The following is a 21,203-nucleotide window of genomic DNA, read 5'->3' as shown; positions in this document are numbered from 1 at the left end:
AAAATAATTGTCCAAAGCCATTAAATTAACTAAAGATCCAATTTGGGAGTTACTTAGAAAAGTAACCATCCCAGCAAGTGTTGGTTCATTATTTCAAACATTTTATAATTTAGTTGATACCTGGTTTGCGGGTAGAATTTCTGCAGAAGCTATAGGTGCTATTGCTAAGTCATTTCCCATATACTTTGTCATCATTGCTGTTGGTGTTGGTATTGGTGCTGCAACGAACTCATGTATTGGCAATTTATTAGGTGCTAAAAAAATTAATAAAGCTTCACTATTTATTGCCCAATCAGTAATTTTTTCATTGGTCACTTCTATTGTTGTTACTTCATTTGGATTAAACGCTTCTGATTTTCTCTTGAGCGTTATGGGCTCTGATGCTGCTGGTATCGCTTTAACTAGAGAGTATTTAGATATAATTTTTTATGGAACATTTATAGTTATGATCCAAATCTCTTTAAATGGAGCTTTAAATGCACAGGGAGATACTAAAAGTTATAGAAATGTTCTTATCTTTAGCTTCTTTTTAAATATTTTTTTAAACCCATTATTTATCTGGGGATACGGAATTGTTCCAGCTTATGGTATAGGTGGCCTTGCAATAGCAACTGTTATCGCTCAATCTATTGGTACTATTTATTTAGCCTATAAAATTAACTCATGTAAATTAAGAAAATATTTATCTATTAAATGCTTTATTCCTAAGTTTATTCTTCTTAAAGAATTGTTCACACAAGCAATGCCAATTATGATTAGTATGTTGTTTATTGGAGTAGGTATTTTTAACATATTATATTTTATTGGACAATTTGGTGATCTTGCAACAGCAGGTTATGGTGCAGCTTTAAGAGTTGAACAAGTCTTCTTACTTCCAGTAATTGGTTTAAATACAGCAGTACTTTCTATCGGTGGACAAAACTTTGGTGCTAAAAATTATAACCGTATTAGAGAGCTTTATACTAAGGCATTATTTTTTGGATCATCGTTTATGGCCGTAGCAGGTGTGGTTTTATTCTTCGGTGCAGAGTTTTTTGTATCTCAGTTTACAGATAATGTAGAAGCTATTTATCATGGTGCTATATATTTAAAAGTTGCTGCATTAATAGCTCCTATTTACCCAGTATTCTTTATTACAACAGCAGTCTTTCAGGCACTTAAAAAACCAATTTATAGTCTTTACTTAAGCGTTCTAAGGTTAACTGCATTTCCGTTCTTATCATTATGGTATGTAATTAATATTAGAGGAGGAGATTATGTGGATATTTTTTATACCATCATGGCAACCAATTGGTTTATGGGTATTGCAGTAATCATCTTTATTGGATATTTTTTAAATAATGTTTTTAAACAAAAAAAAAGCCATTTTTCTTATTAGTGTTTCCGCACTAATATTTATTTTAACTATTAACCAAGTCAAATCTCAAACAATTAAAATTGTAGATGGAGACACAATTCATCTTAATGGAGAAAAAATTAGATTTATAGGGATAGATACACCTGAATTAAAACAAACTTGCCTTAACAAAGGAGCTAAGGATCCTTGTGGAATTACAGCAAAACAAATCCTTATTGATAAAATTTCAAACAATAATGTTGAATGTATTAGTGAAGGAAAAGATCAATACAAAAGAACACTGGCCGAATGTTTTGTTAATAATGAAAGCTTATCAAGTTATTTAGTTAGAAGTGGCTATGCATTTGCCTATAGAAGGTATTCAAAAAAATTTGTATCTGATGAAGATTATGCAAGAATTAATAAAATAGGTATGTGGTCTATGGAATTTGATTATCCTTGGGATTACAGAAAATCTAAGAAAAATTAAAGCTAATAGGGTAGTTCTGTTACCCGGTGCCCCAGACCGTGCTTCTATAATCCTTATTTTGCAACAAAGTTGAAATGGCAAATAGCAGAAGTTTGAACGGTATTTCGACTCTAGTTCGACTCTTATTGTTGTGTTAGCTTAATGGTATGAATAATATTAAAGAGATACTAGACTCATTCATAAAGCAGTCCAAAACAGATAATCTTAAATGGTCAGCTTATCCCAAAGAATATTTAGACTTAAATATGAAGGTATCTTTTGGGCAGGGAGTGCCTGCTAGAGTTAGTTGGATATCTTTTTTGGCACCTGAAATGCAAACAAGCAATGGGTTTTATCCTGTTTATCTATTTTATAAAAAAGAAAATAAGTTAATTTTAGCTTATGGAATAAGCGAAACTTCAGAGTATCCGCAAACATGGCCAGATGAAGTTATTAGCAATCATAAAAAAATAAGCGAACATATTGATAATCCTGCAAGATATGGAGATTCTTTTTTGTTTAAATCTTATGTACCAAATATTAATTCTGATAACGTTGAATTTGCTAACGAAGATAATCAAAAAACTTCTATAGAAGTTATTGAAAAAGATTTGCAACAAATAATTAATTCATACAAAAAATTTGTATCAATGGAGATTAAAAATGAAGAGTCACCCATTAGTCAGGGTCTTTTCTATATGGAGAAACAATTAGAAGAATTTATAATAGCTAACTGGGAGAATACTGAATTTGGGAGAAAATACGATTTGATATATGAAGAAGGAGTTTTAAAGAGTCAACAATACCCAACTTCTATTGGTAGAATAGACATACTTGCTACAGACAAAAAAACTAAAAACTATGTTGTTATTGAGCTTAAAAAAAATCAAACGAGTGATGATACCATAGGTCAACTTTCAAGATATATGGGGTGGATTAAAGAACATAAAAAAGACGATGGAGTTAAAGGTATTATTGTTGCTGGCAAATTTGATGAAAAATTAAAATATGCAAAAACAATGGTACCAAATTCAGAAGCATTTTTATATGAGGTGGATTTTAAAATAAAAGAATATAAATGAAAAAACTTTTAGGGATTGTGGTTTTGGGTTGATGAAAACTTTTGTGAAAACTTTTAGAGGCAAAATGTCTTATACAAAAATAGACAAATATGTTGATTTAGTTCGTAGAACTTTAGATCCAGATGATTATTTTAATATAGAAATTCAATATGATGAAGGCTGGCAGTTTATAAAAATTGAAGTTTGGGATAGGGTGCTGCACTAGAGTTATGTTATTTATACAAATCTTTGTTAAACTATTATTATTATTTGGTTGGATTAATAATTTATATTTTGGTTATAGAGCTTTAAAATATGATTATAATTTTGATCAAATAATTAATGATATAAATAAATTTTATTTCAGTGGTGACTACCACGGAATTTGGTATGGCTTTGTAGATGTATTTTTAGGAATAATGATCATTCTAATTATGGGCTGGTCATTAATTGGTTTACTTTGGCTTATATGGATTTTTTTTAAAACTGATTTGCCTCAATAAAAATTTCGACTCTGGTTCGACTCTTGATGTTATCAAACGTTAATTATCATTATAAATAAAGAGAAGTAGATGTGTTGTGTAGGGGCGTTCTGTTAACAGGTGCTCCAAAATTCTAGTTAATCTCTTGTTTATTAATTTTAAAGAGCTTTTCACCTAAAGGACTGATTGGGTCTTGAGGTGTGGGTTTGATTTTAGTTTTTTCCTCAACGATACTTAATAGTTTTTTAGCAAGTCCTTGACGTCTAAACATGGGGTTAACAAAAATATACTCCACTTCGGCTGTCTCATTATACCGAACAAAACCAAGTGTAGTATTAATGTTTTTAAAAGTAATAACACCATCATTTAGTTCAACATCATAGTCTAAATTACTCATTAATTATTACCATCTTGTTTAAGTTTTTTTTCAAATTTTCTTACTATGAAAGAAACAATTAATATCAAAATTAAATATTCCAAGATTAAAAATGTATAAATTTCTAATGGTCTATAGGTTGACACAACTAATTCATTTGCTTTTCTTGTTAAGTCACCAATACCTATAATTGATACCAATGAAGACATTTTTAATACATATACAAACTGGTTGCCTAATGCAGGAAGGATATTTTTAATTGCTTGTGGAAGAATTACTAATCTTAACCTTTTATAAAAAGTTAAACCCAGTGATGAGCCTGCTTCCCATTGTGATTTTTTAATTGAGTTTATTCCTGCTCTAAAAATTTCTGCTTGAAAAGCACTTTCACTTATTGCCAGCGCAATTATTCCAGACACAAATGGACTGAAACTTAATCCAGTCATTATAGGTAAACCATAATAAATCCATAATATTAAAACAAGTAACGGTATTGCTCTTACAATTTCCACATATCCAATATTTATGTATGTTAAAAATTTATTCTTAGCTAAAGAAGGAATTGCAACGATAAACCCTAAAATTGCAGATATAATTATAGATACTACTGAAATATAAATAGTTGTAGTTAAACCACTTAATAAAAATTTTAGGTTTGTTAAACCTTCAACATTGTTAGGTGATAGAATAAACCAACCCAATTCCTGACCACTACAAGAGGTAAGGGGTAAAATTAAAAGTAAAAAAAGTAAATTTTTCACTCTTAAAGTTATAATGAATTAGAGATTAATATCTAATTTTTTATAAGCTTTTTAAATTATATTTAGCGAGTAGTTTATTAAAGAAACCAGAGGATTTTTTACTTTTGATCCACTCATTTACATAATCATTCCAAACTTGATCATTTTTACTAACCATCATTGCTAAAAAGGCAGGATTTTTTTCTCCATCAGGAACAATTGCTAATTGAGGGTACTTGACAACTAATTTATTAGCCTCTGTTGAACTTGTAATGTTTCCATCAGCTCTACCAGCTAATACTTCTTGAAAGTCTCTTGCAGGTGACTCAACTGATTGTAATTTAGACAAAGGAAAGAACTCTTTAGCTTTTTCCTCTTGAGAAGTCCCAAGTGTTGTAGCAATCGTTACATCTTTATTGTTTAAAGATTTCCATGTTGAATATTTTTTTAAATTCTTTTTAAGTACCAATGGAACAGTTCCATACTTGTAATAAGAATCTGTAAATCCAGCAACTTCTGCTCTTTTTGGAGTTTTAGTGACACTTGTGGAAATATCATATCTTCCTGCGGTAATTCCTGAAACAATTGTTTTCCATTCAGTTGGTACAAAGGTAATTTTCACACCCATATCTTTTGCTAATTCTTGCATGACATCAATATCAAATCCCTTATATTTATTTGTAGCAGGATCTTTCATGGTCATTGGATCCCAGTCGCCTGTTGTTCCAACTTTTAACTCACCAGAGGATAAAATCTGATCAAGTTTTGATTCTGCGTTAAGAGAGAAGGGTAAAAGTGCTAATAGCACCACAAGAAGTATTTTTTTCATAAACTTTTTATAACAATAATTTTAATAAATATAAGCTTATAACCTTGACGCACTATCACTCAACCAAGAGTGTAAATGCTCAGAAAAAGACCTTCTAACAAATAAATTTACCTCATTAATCTCTTTATGATGAATAATTACATCAATATGAGATAATATTGTTTGAACAACTGGTCCTTTTTTTGTTTTAAAATCATTAAAATTGAAAGGGGAACCTGTAGCAAATAAATCAAAAACCTTACCACCTTTGATATTTAACATTACAAATTGGTCGCTAACATCAGTTACAGCGCCCAATTTAACTTTAGATATATTTTTAATTAATTCATCTTCAACTTGATAAGTGTTACTTTCCTCACTCACAGTTTCATTTGATATTAACATCCATTCATCGGGACTTAACCAAAATGCAGTTAATTTCTCTGCTGATGTAGACGTATTAGCCTCAGTGGGTAAAACCATATTAAGATTTTTACCTACTGCAGTAATAAAATCTTTTGTTTTACCTCTTATGATTAATTTCATAATAGGTTTGATTTCTTTAATTTCTAAATCAGAATATGTTATATCCCCTTTAATAGAAGTTTTATAATTAAGCATTTAACCTCAAATTTTCTTTGTCAAAAAAAACAGGATCAACAATCGTCACATTAATATTTTTATTTTCCATTGGGATAAATAATTTTTGACCTAGCATATTTTTTCCACCTCTAACTACTGCTAGGGCAATTGATTTATTTAAATTAGGGCTATAGTAACTTGAAGTTACATGACCTAGCATTTCAACTGGTTTTAAACTAGTGTCAGCAACTATTTGAGCTCCTTCTTCTAAAACTTCACTTGGATTATCTGTCAGTAAACCTACTAATTGTTTTCTATCTTCTTTCATGGTGTCAGATCTATAAAGAGATCTTTTACCAATAAAGTCATATTTCTTTTTACTAACAATCCAATCCATCTGTAAATCTATAGGTGTCATCGTTGCATCCGTATCTTGGCCAACAATAATAAATCCTTTTTCTGCTCTTAATAAGTGCATTGTCTCAGTGCCATAAGGAGTGATGTTAAATTCTTTACCTGCTTCCATGCATTTTTTCCATAAGTCTTCACCATAGTTAGCTTGGATATTAATTTCATAACTATGTTCACCAGTAAAACTAATACGCATAATTCTACATTTAATATCGCCAATTTTTGTATTTTTGAATGACATGTGTGGAAAGCTTTCATCTGAAAGATCAAGATCAGGTATTAATTTATTAAGAATTTTTTTACTATTAGGCCCACAGATGCTAGCTGTTGCATAATGATCCGTTACAGATGACAAATACACATCTAGTTCAGGCCATTCAGTTTGTAGGTAATCTTCTAGTTTTCCTAATACGTTTGCAGCACCACCTGTTGTTGTGGTCATAATATAATGGTTTTCATCAAGTCTAGTTGTGACCCCATCATCGTAAACCATACCATCTTCATTAAGCATTAAACCATAACGACATTTTCCAATGGCAAGTTTTGACCAAGCATTTGTATAAACTCTGTTTAAAAATTCTGAAGCATCCGTTCCTTGAATATCAATTTTACCAAGAGTTGAAGCATCTAATATACCAGCACTATTTCTTGCAGCTTTACTTTCCCTTTGAACGGCCTCATGCATTGTTTCATTATTTTTTGGATAGTACCAAGCTCTTTTCCACTGACCAACATTTTCAAATTCAGCTTTATTTTCTATGTGCCAGTCATTCATTGGCGTTCTTCTAAATGCATCAAAATATTCACCAACATTTCGTCCAACAATTGTTCCAAATGTTAATGGAGTGTAAGGAGGTCTAAACGTTGTAGTTCCGAGCTCACCCATCTTAACACCAGCAGTTTCTGCAATAATACCAAGGGCATGCATATTACCAAGCTTTCCTTGATCGGTACCCATTCCAGTTGTTGTATATCTTTTTACATGTTCAATCGATCTAAAGCCTTCTCTTAGAGCAAGTTTAATATCTTTTGCGGTTGCATCATTTTGATAATCTACAAAAGGTTTTGTTTTTCCTAAAACTTTATCGGATGGAAGTAGCCAAATATTTCTAATCTCATTATCTTTGGGACAATTTATTTCTAAATTGTCAAATTCAGTTTCATTTATATTTAAAAATTCTTTTAAAGATTTTGTAGAATTTTTTATAACATCATCTAAATCAAAATCACCATTACAAGAACCAATGCTAATTTGAGCTGATGAATATATATCAGGAATAAATACTTGATCTTTTTCTCTAAATTTTAATTTACCTCCTGATTGAGTAAACAAATGAACGGCTGGCGTCCATCCACCTGCAATTGCTAGGCAATCACAATCAAGTTCTATTTTTTCTGGATTTGCAAAAGATTGACCATCTTCTGACAATTCCATTATTGTAATTTTATTAATTCTTTTATAACCCTCAGTATTTACAACTGTGTGTGATCTATAAACTTTAATCCCTAAATCGTCAGCTTCTTTAGTAAATGCAGTTTTAGATTGCTTTCTAATATCTATGATTGCTTCAACTTTAATACCTTTTTTTTGTAATGAAATTGCACTTTCATAAGCTGTGTCATTATTAGTAAGAAATATATTTTTTTGACCAGTTGCAACACCATAATAATCTGCATACTTTTTAACTGCAGATGAAAGCATAATACCAGGTCTATCGTTATTATTAAATACCAGAGGTCGCTCTAAAGAACCAGTAGCAACAATAACCTTTTTAGCTCTAATTTTTAATAATCTTTGTCTTACTTTTTTATTTTTTTCATTTTTAGGAAGGTGATCAGTTAAATTTTCTCTAGCTAATAAATAGTTATATCCATGATAAGCAGCAACACTAGTTCTTGTTTTAATTTCTAGGTTTTCAATATTTCTTAATTCATTAATTTCATTTTCTAACCAAACAGAAGAATTTTGATCGTTTATTTTTATATGATCTGAATTTTGGAAAATTGTAGATCCTCCGATTTCATTTTTTTCATCAAGTAATAATGTTTTAAGATTATTTTTTGCTGCAGTTTTTGCAGCTATAATTCCACTAATGCCAGCTCCGATAACCAAAACATCACAGTGAATGTATTTATGATCATATATGTCAGGATCAGGCACTGTTGGAGATTTTCCTAGTCCTGCTGAATGTCTTATAACATATTCATACTTTTCCCAAAAATTAGCAGGCCACATAAATGTTTTATAATAAAAACCAGCAGGCAGAAGTGGGGATAAGAAATTATTTATACCTCCAATATCAAAGTTAACACTAGGCCAACAATTTTGACTGTTTGCCTCAAGCCCATGATAGATTTCTAGTTCGGTTGCTCTAACATTGGGTTCTGTTAGTGCTGTGTTGTTATTAACCTGTACAATTGCATTAGGCTCTTCAGATCCTGAAGTCATTATTCCTCGTGGCCTATGATATTTAAAACTTCTTCCTACTAAATGAATACCATTAGCTAGCAAAGCTGAGGCAAGGGTATCACCTTTGTATCCAAAATAAGATTTTCCATTGAATTTAAAAGAAACTCTGGAAGTTTCATCAATATATTTACTAGTTGTAACTCTTAAATTTTTTAGCATTAAATTATTTTATAGGAGGTTTTTCACCCATTTTATAAACAGCTTTAATTTGGTCATTTGAAGTATCCCTCACCATGTTAAACCACTTTCTACATCCGTGAGCATGGTTCCATCTTTCAAATTGAATTCCTTTAATGTTTTTTCTCATAAATAAGTATTCTGCCCATTCATCATCACTTAATTCTGTGGGTTGTTTAGGTCTTTCAATGTGAGCTTCACCACCAGCTTTAAATTCACTTTGTTCTCGTTCACCACAAAAAGGACAAGTAATTAAAAACATTAATGAGCTACCGCCGCTGCACCATGTTCATCAACAAGGTCTCCACTGATAAACCTATTTAAATTAAATGCAGCATTTAGTTTGTGTGGTTCATCATTTGCGATTGTGTGAGCAAATAAATCACCTGATCCAGGTGTTGCTTTAAATCCACCAGTTCCCCAGCCACAATTAAAGTACAAACCTTTTATCGTCGTTTTACTAATAATAGGACTAGCATCTGGGCAGATATCTACAATTCCACCCCATTGTCGAAGCATTCTCATTCTACTAAAAATTGGATAAAGTTCTAAGATTGCATTTAATGTTCCCTCAACAATATCGTGACTACCTTTTTGTGAATAAGAAACATAATCATCAGTGCCTGCACCTATTACTAGCTCACCTTTGTCAGACTGACTAACATATGCATGTACAGCGTTAGACATCACTACTGTATCAATAATAGGTTTAACTGGTTCTGAAACTAGAGCTTGAAGAGGTTTACTTTCTAAAGGTAATCTTAAACCTGCCATGTTTGCTAGCACACTTGAATGACCAGCAGCAACTACTCCAACTTTTTTAGTTTTTATAAAACCTTTGGTTGTTTCAATACCTTCTACTTCATCACCATTTCTTTTAATTCCTTTAACTTCACAATTTTGAATTATATCTACACCCATTTCATCTGCACCTCTAGCATACCCCCAAGCAACAGCATCATGCCTTGCGGTACCAGCTCTTCTTTGTAAAGTTCCACCCAGTACAGGATATCGAATATCTTGTGAGGTATTAATAATAGGGCAAAATTTTTTGACTTCTTCTGTGCTTAAGTAAACTGCGTCTATGCCATTTAATCTATTAGCATGTGTTCGTCTTTTTAAATCTCTAACATCCTGTAAGTTATGTGCAAGATTCATCACACCTCTTTGACTAAACATTACATTGTAATTTATTTCTTGAGATAAACCTTCCCACAATTTTAAAGCATGATCATAAAGACCAGCACTAGCATCCCATAAATAATTAGATCTTATAATCGTAGTATTTCTTCCTGTATTACCACCACCAATCCAGCCTTTTTCTACTACCGCAATATTTGTCATATTATGTTTTTTTGCTAAATAGTAAGCAGTTGCCAAACCATGACCACCACCACCAATAATAACTGCATCATATTCTTTTTTTACAGTGGGATCTTTCCAGGCTTTTTGCCAATTTTCATGATAGGAAAAAGCATTTTTGACTAATGAGAATATTGAATACTTATTTTTCATAATATTATTCAAGAATTACTTTATAAATATTGAATATTCAATACAATCGGTTATATCAATGTCGCAGTGGAAGAGTGGGTGAGAGGCTGAAACCAGTCGTTTGCTAAATGACCGTGCGGGGAAACTTGTACCGAGGGTTCGAATCCCTCCTCTTCCGCCATTAAAATAAAGGCTGATTTTTAAAAAAGTCTTTCATTTTAATAGGCTTTTTTTCCAAGATATATCTGTAAACATTGTAGTTTTCCATAACACGTTGAACATAGTTACGAGTTTCTTTAAATGGAATTAATTCAACCCAGTCTACAAAATCAATTTGTTTTTTTTGAGGATCTTTGTTTATTTTTTTCCAGTGTTTAACTCTTTTAGGACCGGCATTATATGCTGCGGTAGCAAAAGGGTAGGCACCATCATATTGTAAAATTAAACCAGCTATATAATGAGAGCCTAGATTAATATTATATTCAGGATCAGAAGTTAACCTTGATTTTGAATATGGAAGTTTTGCTTGTTTAGCAACTAGCTTAGCCGTATAGGGCATTATTTGCATTAAACCTTGTGCACCAACATGACTGTTTGCTCTCATGTCAAATTCACTTTCTTGTCTTATAAGAGAAAGTATAAAAGCTGTTTCAGGTATTTTTCTGCCATTAACATACTGGGGGACACTTATAATTGGATAATTAAAAGTATTATGAAATCTTTTTTCATATGAGGCTAACTTTGATACTTGGATCGCAAAATCGTATCTTGATATATTTGTAGCAAGCTCAGCTGCTAAAATCTCACTTCCACTTGCAATATTGTCATTAGCCAAATGTCTCAGTATATTTTTGGTATATTTATCTTTATTTAATTCATTTAAAAGATGTGTAATTTTTACAAGCTCTTTATTGTAAAAATATTTTCGATAGTCATCTTCAACATCAGCTTGTTCTTCAAGTTCAAAATTTTGACTAGGGTTGATTTTTAAAAAGGCTAATTGACCATAGTAAGTTGTTAGATATTTTGTTGCTTCACGATACCAATCTTCTGATTGTCGTTTATCACCAATTTTTTCATAAGATCTACCAAGCCAATAAGCGCCTCTTGCCAAACTTATAGGGTAGCTAACGTTTTGATAAAAGTTATTGAAATGGTCAACTGCTAAAATAGGGTCATTTAAAAAACTTAATGCAATCCAACCACTCAACCATTCAGCCTCAGCAAACTCTGATCCTTTATCTAGTGAGTGTTGGCTAGCAACTTTATAAGCTGTCTCATATTTATTTTTATAAATAAGAGCTCGTGTCATGATTGCTCTCTCAACCCACCATTTATCTGGTCTCACTAGATAATCTTTATTATTTTTAATTGAAAACAATATTTCAAGTGAACTATCAATTCTGCCTCTTTTTCTTCTCCATTTAAGTCGATCATGATTGAGACCAGCATCATTTTTGAATTTTTGTGGAACATTTTTTATTGCCTGGTCAACACCATAAGATTTACTCATCAAAATTTGTCTAGCTGTATAAAGTAGTTGATAATCTTTAGGTAAATAAGGAAGCATTCTTTTTAAATCCCAATATTTATTTTCCCATGCTAAATAATCAGCTCTATTTATATAATCTTTTGAGTCTAAATATTTTCTATATTTTTTACTTAAAGATTTCATGCTAGCTCTAGAAAGTTCTGCTGTAATCCAGCCTCTCTTAATTAAAGCAATTCCTTTTTCATTATCTCCAGTTTGTATAAAGCTTTCACCTAATACCAGCATACCATAGCCACTTAAGGGCTCATCAACTCCAAACCAATTAATAATTTTTTTAGGAGAAATTTTATCCGTTGAAAGTTTTTGTTCTGCTAAATATTTTATTCTACTTATTCTTGGGTAGTGTTTATTGTTTTGTATAAAAGTCATGTAGTCATAAAACGTAGCTTGGTTTCCTGTTGTTAATAAATGTCTCCATTGTATAAAATTATATATGGATTTATCTTTAGCATTTTTTGAATTTTTCAATGCAGTTGTCCATTGACTTTTTTCCATTGCCTGGATAGATTTTTTTGCAATATCATAGTCTTTTTGGCTGTAGTATTTTGATCTTTTTTGAACTACAGATTTTTCACTTTTAACTATTAATGGCTTACTTTTAGGAATGAGAAAATTAATTTTTTTTTTATTTTTTTTGACTGTTACGATTTTGACTTCTTCTTTTTTTTGTGATGGTTTAGGTTTAGGTTTAAGGATCCCTTGAGATATCTTTTGCTTCTTAACTTCTTCATCTAAAATAGGTTTTTTTAAAGGAATTATTGATATTTCAGCAGCAAATATATTCCCTATAATTACCAAACTTAATAATAGTGATTTTATAAAAAAAATTATCTTTCTGGGCATAAATTTACTAAATGAATCTTTAAACTATGTTATAAGTATTTATGTTCAAAGGATCAAATGTTGCTTTAATAACCCCGTTTAAGAATAATGAGCTAGATGTTGAGGCTTATATTAAGCTAATTCATTTTCAAATATCAAACGGTACAAACGGCTTGGTTCCTGCTGGGACAACAGGTGAGTCGCCAACATTAAGCCATGATGAACATCAAAAAGTAATAGATTTATGTGTTAAAGAAAGCAATAGAAAAAATATAGTTATTGCTGGCACTGGCTCTAATTCGACTAAAGAAGCAATTTCTTTAACAACTCATGCAGAAAAAGCGGGAGCAGATGCGGCTCTAATAGTAACTCCATATTACAACAAACCAACTCAAGAGGGTTTATATCAACATTATAAAGCAATAAACGATAAATGTGGGATACCAATTATAATTTATAATATTCCTGGAAGATCTGTAATTGATATGTCTGTTGATACAATGGCTAGATTATTTGAATTGAAAAATATTGTTGGTGTTAAAGATGCAACTGGTGATCTAGATAGAGTTAATCAACAAAAAGATAAAATGGGAACTGATTTTGTTCAACTAACAGGTAATGATGATAACGCTTTAGAATTTAATAACAGAGGTGGGGTAGGCTCTATAAGTGTAACTGCTAACATTGCTCCTAAGTTATGTTCTGATTTTCAAAAAGCCTCAAAAATAGAAAATAATGAAAGCAAGCTTGAAGCAATCAGATTAGATAAAATTTTACAACCCATTCACAGCTCAATGTTTATAGAAAGCAATCCAAGCCCTGTTAAATATGCCGCAAAACTTCTGGGTCTTTGTGATGATGAGGTTAGATTACCTTTAGTTAAAGTTACAGACCCAACTAAGGATATTGTTAAAGAAGCTTTAGTATCAGCAAATCTACTCTAATGAACAAGAAAGCCAATCCTGGTTTAAAAATTATTTGCTTAAATAGAAAAGCAAGTTTTAATTTTTTTTTTGAAGACTTAATTGAAGCTGGGATAGTTCTTAAAGGGTCTGAGATTAAATCAATTAGAGATGGAAAAGTTAATATTGCAGACTCTTATGCTGTAGAGAAAGACGGTGAAATAGTTTTAATTAACTCTCATATCGCTGCATTTAAGCAAGCCAGTTATTCAAATCACAATCCAACAGATGAACGAAAATTATTATTAAACAAAAAGGAAATTAACAAATTAATTGGTAAAATGCAGAGGGATGGCTTTACACTTGTTCCAACAAAGATGTATTTTAAAAAAGGAAAAGCTAAAATAGAAATAGCAGTCGCAAAAGGTAAAAAACAATTTGATAAAAGAGCTACTAAAAAAAATAGAGACTGGAATCGTGAAAAAGCAAGACATATTAGAAAATCAAGTTAAACAATCATATTTAGCAATAGGATCAAATTTAGGTAATAAAATTACCAACATTCATATAGCCTTGTCTGAACTTAAGAAAAATAAAATTAAGATAAAAAAAGTTTCATCTCACTATTTATCAAAATCTTGGCCAAATCCTTTAATGCCAAGTTTCATAAATATTGTAATAGAAATCGAGACAATCTTAACACCTTTAGAATTATTAAAAATTTGTAACAATATTGAATTAAAATTAGGCAGGGTTAGACTAAAAAAAAATGCTCCACGAACATGTGATATTGATATAATTGATTATGATAAAAAAATTTTGAATATAAATAGTGACAAGTTAATAATACCTCATCCAGAGATGACTAAGAGAAATTTTGTATTGCTACCATTATTTGAGATAAATAGAAGTTGGAAACATCCAGAATCTAAGATTAATATAGTAAATTTAATTAATTCTTTATCAATTAAAGATTTAAGATCTATTAAACAAATATAAATTGGTGTTATAGTTAAAAATGATTAATTCAGAAGAGTTAATAAATAAAGTTAAAACTTATAATAAATTTTTAAATCCAGAAAAATTAAGTAAAGCATATAATTATGCTGTTAAAGCTCACGAAAATCAAAAACGTGATTCAGGTGATCCTTATTCAAATCACCCTATAGCTGTTGCTTCAATACTTAGTGAGCTAGAGTTAGACAGTGCTACTATTGTCACAGGGCTTTTACATGATACGATTGAGGATACTCACGCAACTTATGAAAATATTAAAGATGAATTTGGTGAAGAGATTGCCAATCTTGTAGATGGTGTAACCAAAATTTCTGTTTTTGAAAACCAAGCAACATCATCATCTAAAGCAGAAAATTTTAGAAAATTAATCTTAGCTACATCAAAAGACATAAGAGTATTACTTGTAAAGCTGGCAGATCGTTTACATAATATGAGAACTATTGATGCTATATCTAAAGTTGAAAAAAAAGAACGTATAGCGAGAGAGACAATGGAAATTTATGCTCCTTTAGCAGATAGAATGGGCATGCATAGAATTAGAGATGAACTTGAAGACTTATCATTTAAAGTTTTGAATAATGAAGCACGTGAACTTATTAAAAAAAGATTAGACGAAATTAAAGAAGACAAAGTAAATAGTTTTAATTCTATTTCTTTACAATTAAGTGAGCTTTTAAACGAACATAAGATTAATGCTGAAATTTTTGGAAGAGAAAAAACTCCATTTTCTATATGGAGAAAAGTTCAAAAAAAAAGAACATCATTAGAGCAAATTACAGACATAATTGGATTTAGAGTTATTCTTAATAGTGGAGAAGATTGCTATAAAGCATTAGGAATTTTTCATCAACACTGGAATTGTATACCAGGAAAATTTAAAGATTATATATCATCACCAAAAATAAACAATTATCAGTCATTGCACACAGCTGTGATAGGTCCAAATAGAAGACCTATTGAAATTCAAATAAGAACAATGCCAATGCATGAATTTGCCGAAAGAGGTATTGCATCCCATTGGAAATATAAATCATCTGAAAAATTTGATTCATTAACATGGAAAGAATATGACTGGTTAGCTGACCTTGTGGAAATTATTGGTAAAAATGAAAACCCTGAACATTTTTTTGAGTATACAAAACTACAAATGTTTCAAGAAAATGTTTTTTGCTTTACACCAAAAGGCTTAGTTATCAAATTACCAAAAGATGCAACACCAATAGATTTTGCATATGCTGTTCATACAAAAGTTGGCGATCATGCAATATCTTGTAAAATTAACGGTAATGACAGTGAATTACAAAACATACTTTATAACGGTGACGTAGTTGAAATCATAACCTCTAAAAATAAATCACCATCATTGCATTGGATACCAATTACAAAAACTGGAAAAGCAAGAGCTGCTATTAGAAGATACTGGCATTCTAAAGGTGAACAAAAAGAGGAAAGAATAAAAAAATACAATACAACACTTTGGATTTCTCTCCCAGATAAACCTGGTAAACTTGGTGAAATAACTACATCATTAGGTTCTCATAAACTGAATATATCTAGTGTAGAGATGAAAGAAAAAACTAAAGATTATATTAACTTCAGATTTAACCTTATTATTAGAGACTTGAAAAACTTTACAAATTTTATCAGTGAGCTAAAACAAAAAGATATTAAATTTAAAATCATTAGACATGAGGAAAAAAGAAATGCTTTCACACAAAAAATCTTTAAATATTTTAAAAAAAACTAATGCTCTTTTAGAAGGTCATTTTGTTCTTTCATCAGGTTTGCATTCACCTAAATATATTCAATGTGCCAAACTTTTAAGTTTTCCACATTTGGCAAAAGATATTTGTAATTCATTAGCAAAAAAAATTAAAAAAAAATTTAAATCTATAGATTTGATTTTAGCTCCGGCAATGGGTGGAGTTATTATTGGTTATGAAATTGGTAAAATTTTAAAAAAAGAAACAATTTTTTGTGAAAGAGTTAATGGTAAATTTGCTTTAAGACGAGGTTTTCATATAAAAAAAGGATCAAAAGTTTTAATAATCGAAGATGTTATAACAACTGGTAAATCGAGTTTAGAGTGTGTTAAATTGATAACAAAACCTGGTGCAAAACTTATTGGTTTTGCTTCAATTATTGACAGATCAACCAAGAATTCACTAAAAATAAAAAAAAATATTATCTCACATATGAAGATAGATGTTCCAACATTTAAGAGTAATAAATTACCTGAAAGTCTTAAAAATACTCCAATTACAGTTCCTGGAAGTAGATTTATTAAATGAAAAGACTAGGAGTTAATATTGATCATGTTGCAACAGTAAGAAATGCAAGAGGATCTTTTCATCCCGACCCATTTACTATTGCCAAACATGTTATTAAATGTGGAGCAAACTCAGTTACCATTCATTTAAGAGAAGACAGAAGACACATAAAAGATTCTGATGTTGTTAAAATTTGCAAAAGTAGAAAAATAATTACTAATTTAGAAATTTCACTTAACAAAGAAATAATCAATATAGCATTAAAGAATAGACCTAATTTCATTTGTATAGTTCCTGAAAAAAGAAAAGAGGTGACAACAGAAGGTGGATTAAATTTAATTAAAAATAAGAAAAAAATCACATCTATAATATCATTATTTAATAAGAAGAATATTAGAACAAGTCTATTTATTGACCCAAACTTAAAAGATATAAAAATTGCAAAAGAATTAAATGCTACTTGTGTTGAGCTACATACAGGAAAAATTTCAAATTTAATAAAAGAAAACAAAAGTTATAAAAATGAATATTTAAAAATTAAAAAATGTTCAGAACTGGGAGTTAAACTTGGTATTGAGGTTCATGCAGGTCATGGTCTTGACTACAAAACTACCTCTATACTAAGTAAAATTAAAGAAATTACAGAATTTAATATTGGTCATTTTATAATTGGTGAGTCACTTACTCATGGTTTAAAAAAAACTATTAAAATATTTAAAAAAATAACCAATAAATAAATATGAAAATTCTTGGTATTGGTGTTGATATAGTAGAAAATATTAGAGTACATAAATCTTTAAAAAATGTTAATTTTATTAAAAGAGTTTTTTCTAGCTCAGAAATATTGTTAGCCAAAAAAATAACTAATAAAAAATCTTATTATTCTAAAAGATTTGCTGCTAAAGAAGCATTTTCTAAAGCAATTGGAACTGGTTTTAGAGAGAATTTGAATTTCAAGGATATAACTGTAATTAACGATAAGTTAGGTAAACCCTCATTTGTGGTCACAGACAAAATAAAAAAAATTGTTAAAAAGCAATTTAAAATATCATCCTTTAATTTCTTTCTGTCAATTTCAGATGAAAAAAAATATTCTGTAGCCTACGTGATTTTACAAAAAAAATGATATCAAAAAAAATTATAATCGATAATATTAAAACAATTTTTTATGCTTTAGTTATAGCTATTGTTATTAGATCTCTTTTTATTCAGCCTTTTTATATTCCTTCATCATCAATGGAACCAACGTTATTAATTGGTGATAGATTGTTTGTTACGAAATATTCTTATGGTTATAGCAAGCATTCTTTTCCTTTTAGTCCACCAATAATAAATGGAAGACTATTTTATAATAAACCTAAGGTTGGAGATATTATTGTTTTTAAAACACCAGCTGATAACAGAACTGATTATATTAAAAGATTAATTGGTCTCCCAGGTGACAATGTTCAATTTATTAACGGCGATTTATTCGTAAATAATAATCAAATATTAAAATCTAGAATTTCTCAAAAGGATAAAATTTATTGTGGAAATCAAACAATAGATGTTAATACATTTGAAGAAAAGCTTCCAAACGGCAAAACACATAATAGTGTATATTTAAAAAGTTATAGTTTTCAAAGTTCAGATAACTTTATAGTTCCACCTCAACACTACTTTTTTTTAGGAGATAATAGAGACTGTTCTAAAGATAGTAGATATTTGACTAGTGTTGGATATGTACATGAAGATAATTTAGTCGGTAAAGCTCAATTTATTTTTTTTTCATCCGATTTTAGAATTGGAAATATTTTTTCTTTTTGGAAATGGCATAAGACAATTAGACTCGACAGGTTTTTTAAGAAAATTATTTAATGAAAACTAACCCCATAAAATTAGAAAAAAAATTAAAGTTAAAGTTTTCTGATCAAAAAATTTTTATTAAGAGTTTAACCCATAAAAGTTTTGACTCAATAAACAACAATGAAAAGATTGAATTCTTAGGGGATAGAGTTTTAGGTCTTATTATTGCAAAAAAATTACTAGAACTTTATCCTGATGAAAAAGAAGGGGTGTTAGATAAAAAATTTGCTTCATTGGTAAATAAAAAAAAATGTTTAGAAATTGCAAAAAAAATAGAACTAGAGAAATATATTTTAGTTTTAAACCCCAAGAATAAAAAAATTGAAATTGAAGATAAAATTGTAGCGGATTGTTTAGAGGCCTTAATCGGAGCGATCTATCTTGATAAAGGTTTAAATTTTACTGAAAGATTTATTCTTAATTTATGGAGCGAACATATTACAGCAAGTGTTATAACTCAAATTGATGCCAAGACAAAACTACAAGAATACTCACTTAAAATTTTCAAAGTTTTGCCTATTTATAAACTAATCTCAAATACAGGGCCCCGACATAAACCTCTTTTTAAAGTTGCCGTTAAATTAAAAAATACTAAATTTTTTACAGCAGAAGGAACTTCTAAAAAAGATGCAGAGCAGAATGCTGCTTCTTTATGTTTACAGGATATTTTTAAAAAATGAATTGGGACGATAGCGCTTATTTAGTTTCTAAAAATAGATATAGTGAAAATTCAATAATCGCTGAGGTCTTTACAGAAAACCATGGAAAAATCTCAGGGATAATTTTTGGTGGAACTTCAAAGAAAATCAAAAACTACTTGCAAATTGGTAATAAGATTTATGTAAACTATAATTCTAAAAGTGTTACTAGAATTGGTTATTTCAAAATAGAGATTTTAAAAGCCTTAACACCGCTCTATTTCGATCAAAATCAGAAACTATCATGCATTACATCGGCAATGCACCTTATAAAACTTCTTACTGCTGAAGCACAATCTAATAAAGAAATTTTTAAATTAATTGATAAATTTTTTGAAATATTAAACTCTGAAAATTGGATTCAAAAATATATTTTCTGGGAGTTAGAACTTTTAAAATTATTGGGATATGATTTGGAATTAAAAACTATGGCTGAAAAAGAAATTGTTGATAGTGAAGTCAATTATTACGTTAAATCCTCAACTGAAAAAAAAAGTATTCCAAATTTTTTAATAGATGAAAATAATATGGATGTTAATTTAAAAAATTTACTTAAAGGTCTCAAGCTTGTTAGTGATTACCTTGAAAAAAGTATTCTAAAACCAAATAATTTAAATCTTCCTACTTCTAGAAATCATTTTATTAATCTTTTAAAATAGTTATTTTATTAAATCTTCAATTCTATCTGCGTAATAGCTTACTATAGCGTTTGCTCCGGCTCTTTTAAAAGCAATCAAGCTCTCTAACACTGAGTTTTTATCTATTAGACCTTTTTTGATACTATTACTTAATAGTGAGTATTCACCTGATACTTGGTAAGCAAGAACAGGAATTTTAAAATTATCTTTAACTGTTTTAATTATATCAAGATAGGGCATACCGGGTTTAACCATAACCATATCAGCTCCTTCTTTAATATCTAGCGCCACTTCTCTTATTGCCTCATTGCTATTTCTAAAGTCCATTTGATAATTTTTCTTATCACCCTTTAACAAACCTTTAGAACCAACCGCATCTCTGAATGGACCATAAAAACTTGAAGCATATTTTACTGCATAAGAAAGTAGTTGAACCATTTCATGACCTTCCTTATCTAAAGCTTTTCTTATTTTACCTATTCTTCCATCCATCATGTCTGAGGGAGCCAGAATATCACAGCCAATTTCTGCTTGTAACAATGATTGATTTATTAATACTTCAATAGTTTCATCATTTAACACGTAGCCTGATTTTATTAAACCATCATGACCATGTGAGGTATAAGGATCTAAAGCTACATCGCACATAATACCAATTTCATTTTTATATCTTTTTTTAATATATCGAATGGCCTTACAAACAAGATTGTCTTCATTCAATGCCTCAGTTCCAATTTCATTTTTTTTTGTTTTATTTGTATAAGGGAACAATGCAACCATAGGTATTTTGCTTTTGATTGCTCTATCAACAATAATTCCAAGTTTATCTATTGTGTATCTATAAACATCAGGCATTGTTTTAATGGATTGTTTAATATTTTTTCCATCAATCAAAAATATAGGTAATATAAAATCGCTAGATGACAGGCTATTTTCTTGAACTAATCTTCTAGACCAATCATTTTTACGACTACGTCTAAGTCTTAAATTTGGGTAATTTCCTGTAATCATGTTTAAATCTGCTTTTAAAATGCGACAAATGTATTATACAAA

General features: G+C 29.8%; 24 protein-coding genes and 1 tRNA gene. 16 read left to right on the top strand and 9 right to left on the bottom strand.

Annotated features, from left to right (window positions below):
• The first annotated feature begins 7 nt into the window (after positions 1 to 7).
• The 5 genes from AC5SML_RS03605 to AC5SML_RS03585 all read left to right on the top strand — a co-directional run bounded on the left by AC5SML_RS03605 (position 8) and on the right by AC5SML_RS03585 (position 3,369).
• Positions 8 to 1,378: an MATE family efflux transporter gene (locus tag AC5SML_RS03605; RefSeq protein ID WP_494616865.1), complete on the top strand. Its 1,371-nt coding sequence runs from the start codon at positions 8 to 10 to the stop codon at positions 1,376 to 1,378.
• Positions 1,341 to 1,826, top strand: a complete 486-nt coding sequence (locus tag AC5SML_RS03600) for a thermonuclease family protein (protein WP_494575788.1) — start codon at positions 1,341 to 1,343, stop codon at positions 1,824 to 1,826. Before AC5SML_RS03605 ends, AC5SML_RS03600 begins: the two co-directional genes overlap by 38 nt.
• A 146-nt stretch (positions 1,827 to 1,972) precedes the next feature.
• On the top strand, positions 1,973 to 2,887 hold the full coding sequence (locus tag AC5SML_RS03595) for an endonuclease NucS domain-containing protein (RefSeq protein WP_494616864.1): 915 nt from the start codon (positions 1,973 to 1,975) through the stop codon (positions 2,885 to 2,887).
• Between the two features lie 31 nt (positions 2,888 to 2,918).
• Positions 2,919 to 3,092 carry a hypothetical protein gene (locus tag AC5SML_RS03590; RefSeq protein WP_494616863.1) on the top strand — a complete coding sequence of 58 codons (174 nt, stop codon included), beginning with the start codon at positions 2,919 to 2,921 and terminating at the stop codon, positions 3,090 to 3,092.
• Between the two features lie 4 nt (positions 3,093 to 3,096).
• Complete coding sequence (locus AC5SML_RS03585; RefSeq protein ID WP_494616861.1) at positions 3,097 to 3,369, top strand: hypothetical protein; 273 nt, start codon at positions 3,097 to 3,099, stop codon at positions 3,367 to 3,369.
• 112 nt (positions 3,370 to 3,481) lie between these two features.
• Here AC5SML_RS03585 and AC5SML_RS03580 read toward each other — a convergent pair whose 3' ends face one another.
• From AC5SML_RS03580 to AC5SML_RS03550, 7 genes are read right to left on the bottom strand one after another with little or no spacing between them, the layout of a single operon-like run.
• Positions 3,482 to 3,745, bottom strand: a complete 264-nt coding sequence (locus tag AC5SML_RS03580; RefSeq protein ID WP_006996856.1) for a GNAT family N-acetyltransferase — start codon at positions 3,743 to 3,745, stop codon at positions 3,482 to 3,484.
• Positions 3,745 to 4,485 (bottom strand): amino acid ABC transporter permease, encoded by a 741-nt coding sequence (locus AC5SML_RS03575; protein ID WP_006996857.1) that lies wholly within the window; start codon positions 4,483 to 4,485, stop codon positions 3,745 to 3,747. Before AC5SML_RS03575 ends, AC5SML_RS03580 begins: the two co-directional genes overlap by 1 nt.
• A 40-nt stretch (positions 4,486 to 4,525) precedes the next feature.
• Positions 4,526 to 5,293 carry a transporter substrate-binding domain-containing protein gene (locus tag AC5SML_RS03570; protein WP_018414158.1) on the bottom strand — a complete coding sequence of 256 codons (768 nt, stop codon included), beginning with the start codon at positions 5,291 to 5,293 and terminating at the stop codon, positions 4,526 to 4,528.
• Between the two features lie 36 nt (positions 5,294 to 5,329).
• The gene (locus tag AC5SML_RS03565) at positions 5,330 to 5,893 is read right to left on the bottom strand and encodes a sarcosine oxidase subunit gamma (protein ID WP_006996859.1); all 564 of its coding nucleotides are present in this window, start codon (positions 5,891 to 5,893) and stop codon (positions 5,330 to 5,332) included.
• Positions 5,886 to 8,894, bottom strand: a complete 3,009-nt coding sequence (locus tag AC5SML_RS03560) for a sarcosine oxidase subunit alpha family protein (RefSeq protein WP_494617638.1) — start codon at positions 8,892 to 8,894, stop codon at positions 5,886 to 5,888. Before AC5SML_RS03560 ends, AC5SML_RS03565 begins: the two co-directional genes overlap by 8 nt.
• Positions 8,895 to 8,898: 4 nt before the next feature.
• Positions 8,899 to 9,174, bottom strand: coding sequence for a sarcosine oxidase subunit delta (locus AC5SML_RS03555; RefSeq protein ID WP_006996861.1), 276 nt, complete (start codon positions 9,172 to 9,174; stop codon positions 8,899 to 8,901).
• Complete coding sequence (locus AC5SML_RS03550; RefSeq protein WP_006996862.1) at positions 9,174 to 10,427, bottom strand: sarcosine oxidase subunit beta family protein; 1,254 nt, start codon at positions 10,425 to 10,427, stop codon at positions 9,174 to 9,176. Before AC5SML_RS03550 ends, AC5SML_RS03555 begins: the two co-directional genes overlap by 1 nt.
• Before the next feature lie 68 nt (positions 10,428 to 10,495).
• Between AC5SML_RS03550 and AC5SML_RS03545 the strand changes: the two genes are divergently transcribed.
• Positions 10,496 to 10,587: transfer RNA gene (locus tag AC5SML_RS03545), tRNA-Ser, on the top strand.
• Here the strand turns inward: AC5SML_RS03545 and AC5SML_RS03540 are convergent.
• Positions 10,588 to 12,801, bottom strand: a complete 2,214-nt coding sequence (locus tag AC5SML_RS03540) for a lytic transglycosylase domain-containing protein (RefSeq protein ID WP_494617636.1) — start codon at positions 12,799 to 12,801, stop codon at positions 10,588 to 10,590.
• 41 nt (positions 12,802 to 12,842) lie between these two features.
• Here AC5SML_RS03540 and dapA point away from each other — a divergent pair, with 41 nt between their 5' ends.
• Genes dapA through recO form a run of 10 tightly spaced genes read left to right on the top strand, consistent with a single transcriptional unit; the run spans position 12,843 to position 20,171 of the window.
• Positions 12,843 to 13,724: a 4-hydroxy-tetrahydrodipicolinate synthase gene (gene dapA / locus AC5SML_RS03535; RefSeq protein WP_494617635.1), complete on the top strand. Its 882-nt coding sequence runs from the start codon at positions 12,843 to 12,845 to the stop codon at positions 13,722 to 13,724.
• Positions 13,724 to 14,194 (top strand): SsrA-binding protein SmpB, encoded by a 471-nt coding sequence (gene smpB / locus AC5SML_RS03530; protein ID WP_006996865.1) that lies wholly within the window; start codon positions 13,724 to 13,726, stop codon positions 14,192 to 14,194. The genes dapA and smpB overlap by 1 nt, the downstream gene beginning before the upstream one ends.
• Positions 14,160 to 14,681 (top strand): 2-amino-4-hydroxy-6-hydroxymethyldihydropteridine diphosphokinase, encoded by a 522-nt coding sequence (gene folK / locus AC5SML_RS03525; protein WP_006996866.1) that lies wholly within the window; start codon positions 14,160 to 14,162, stop codon positions 14,679 to 14,681. Before smpB ends, folK begins: the two co-directional genes overlap by 35 nt.
• Positions 14,682 to 14,700: 19 nt before the next feature.
• Positions 14,701 to 16,446, top strand: coding sequence for a bifunctional (p)ppGpp synthetase/guanosine-3',5'-bis(diphosphate) 3'-pyrophosphohydrolase (locus AC5SML_RS03520; RefSeq protein ID WP_020169460.1), 1,746 nt, complete (start codon positions 14,701 to 14,703; stop codon positions 16,444 to 16,446).
• On the top strand, positions 16,403 to 16,990 hold the full coding sequence (pyrE, locus tag AC5SML_RS03515; protein WP_018414157.1) for an orotate phosphoribosyltransferase: 588 nt from the start codon (positions 16,403 to 16,405) through the stop codon (positions 16,988 to 16,990). The genes AC5SML_RS03520 and pyrE overlap by 44 nt, the downstream gene beginning before the upstream one ends.
• Positions 16,987 to 17,706 carry a pyridoxine 5'-phosphate synthase gene (locus tag AC5SML_RS03510; protein WP_494575778.1) on the top strand — a complete coding sequence of 240 codons (720 nt, stop codon included), beginning with the start codon at positions 16,987 to 16,989 and terminating at the stop codon, positions 17,704 to 17,706. Before pyrE ends, AC5SML_RS03510 begins: the two co-directional genes overlap by 4 nt.
• Before the next feature lie 2 nt (positions 17,707 to 17,708).
• Positions 17,709 to 18,095 (top strand): holo-ACP synthase, encoded by a 387-nt coding sequence (gene acpS, locus AC5SML_RS03505; protein WP_271626341.1) that lies wholly within the window; start codon positions 17,709 to 17,711, stop codon positions 18,093 to 18,095.
• Positions 18,092 to 18,826, top strand: a complete 735-nt coding sequence (lepB, locus tag AC5SML_RS03500) for a signal peptidase I (protein WP_006996871.1) — start codon at positions 18,092 to 18,094, stop codon at positions 18,824 to 18,826. The genes acpS and lepB overlap by 4 nt, the downstream gene beginning before the upstream one ends.
• Complete coding sequence (gene rnc, locus AC5SML_RS03495; RefSeq protein WP_006996872.1) at positions 18,826 to 19,494, top strand: ribonuclease III; 669 nt, start codon at positions 18,826 to 18,828, stop codon at positions 19,492 to 19,494. The genes lepB and rnc overlap by 1 nt, the downstream gene beginning before the upstream one ends.
• Complete coding sequence (gene recO / locus AC5SML_RS03490; protein WP_494617634.1) at positions 19,491 to 20,171, top strand: DNA repair protein RecO; 681 nt, start codon at positions 19,491 to 19,493, stop codon at positions 20,169 to 20,171. Before rnc ends, recO begins: the two co-directional genes overlap by 4 nt.
• Here the strand turns inward: recO and hemB are convergent, their stop codons facing one another.
• Complete coding sequence (hemB, locus tag AC5SML_RS03485; RefSeq protein WP_020169453.1) at positions 20,172 to 21,161, bottom strand: porphobilinogen synthase; 990 nt, start codon at positions 21,159 to 21,161, stop codon at positions 20,172 to 20,174.
• Between the last annotated feature and the right edge of the window lie 42 nt (positions 21,162 to 21,203).

The organism is Candidatus Pelagibacter sp. PS_17, from assembly GCF_059417945.1.
The sequence above is the reverse complement of the archived record's forward strand: the minus strand, read 5'-3'. Positions and strand labels throughout refer to the sequence as shown.

Bases quoted from the DNA above. Each gene is read 5' to 3' on its own strand.
- AC5SML_RS03600 (WP_494575788.1), top strand. From the start codon at position 1,341: ATGTTTTTAAACAAAAAAAAAGCCATTTTTCTTATTAGTGTTTCCGCA.
- AC5SML_RS03595 (WP_494616864.1), top strand. From the start codon at position 1,973: ATGAATAATATTAAAGAGATACTAGACTCATTCATAAAGCAGTCCAAA.
- AC5SML_RS03590 (WP_494616863.1), top strand. From the start codon at position 2,919: ATGAAAACTTTTGTGAAAACTTTTAGAGGCAAAATGTCTTATACAAAA.
- AC5SML_RS03585 (WP_494616861.1), top strand. From the start codon at position 3,097: ATGTTATTTATACAAATCTTTGTTAAACTATTATTATTATTTGGTTGG.
- AC5SML_RS03580 (WP_006996856.1), bottom strand. From the start codon at position 3,745: ATGAGTAATTTAGACTATGATGTTGAACTAAATGATGGTGTTATTACT.
- AC5SML_RS03570 (WP_018414158.1), bottom strand. From the start codon at position 5,293: ATGAAAAAAATACTTCTTGTGGTGCTATTAGCACTTTTACCCTTCTCT.
- AC5SML_RS03565 (WP_006996859.1), bottom strand. From the start codon at position 5,893: ATGCTTAATTATAAAACTTCTATTAAAGGGGATATAACATATTCTGAT.
- AC5SML_RS03560 (WP_494617638.1), bottom strand. From the start codon at position 8,894: ATGCTAAAAAATTTAAGAGTTACAACTAGTAAATATATTGATGAAACT.
- AC5SML_RS03555 (WP_006996861.1), bottom strand. From the start codon at position 9,174: ATGTTTTTAATTACTTGTCCTTTTTGTGGTGAACGAGAACAAAGTGAA.
- AC5SML_RS03550 (WP_006996862.1), bottom strand. From the start codon at position 10,427: ATGAAAAATAAGTATTCAATATTCTCATTAGTCAAAAATGCTTTTTCC.
- AC5SML_RS03540 (WP_494617636.1), bottom strand. From the start codon at position 12,801: ATGCCCAGAAAGATAATTTTTTTTATAAAATCACTATTATTAAGTTTG.
- dapA (WP_494617635.1), top strand. From the start codon at position 12,843: ATGTTCAAAGGATCAAATGTTGCTTTAATAACCCCGTTTAAGAATAAT.
- smpB (WP_006996865.1), top strand. From the start codon at position 13,724: ATGAACAAGAAAGCCAATCCTGGTTTAAAAATTATTTGCTTAAATAGA.
- AC5SML_RS03520 (WP_020169460.1), top strand. From the start codon at position 14,701: ATGATTAATTCAGAAGAGTTAATAAATAAAGTTAAAACTTATAATAAA.
- pyrE (WP_018414157.1), top strand. From the start codon at position 16,403: ATGCTTTCACACAAAAAATCTTTAAATATTTTAAAAAAAACTAATGCT.
- AC5SML_RS03510 (WP_494575778.1), top strand. From the start codon at position 16,987: ATGAAAAGACTAGGAGTTAATATTGATCATGTTGCAACAGTAAGAAAT.
- acpS (WP_271626341.1), top strand. From the start codon at position 17,709: ATGAAAATTCTTGGTATTGGTGTTGATATAGTAGAAAATATTAGAGTA.
- lepB (WP_006996871.1), top strand. From the start codon at position 18,092: ATGATATCAAAAAAAATTATAATCGATAATATTAAAACAATTTTTTAT.
- rnc (WP_006996872.1), top strand. From the start codon at position 18,826: ATGAAAACTAACCCCATAAAATTAGAAAAAAAATTAAAGTTAAAGTTT.
- recO (WP_494617634.1), top strand. From the start codon at position 19,491: ATGAATTGGGACGATAGCGCTTATTTAGTTTCTAAAAATAGATATAGT.
- hemB (WP_020169453.1), bottom strand. From the start codon at position 21,161: ATGATTACAGGAAATTACCCAAATTTAAGACTTAGACGTAGTCGTAAA.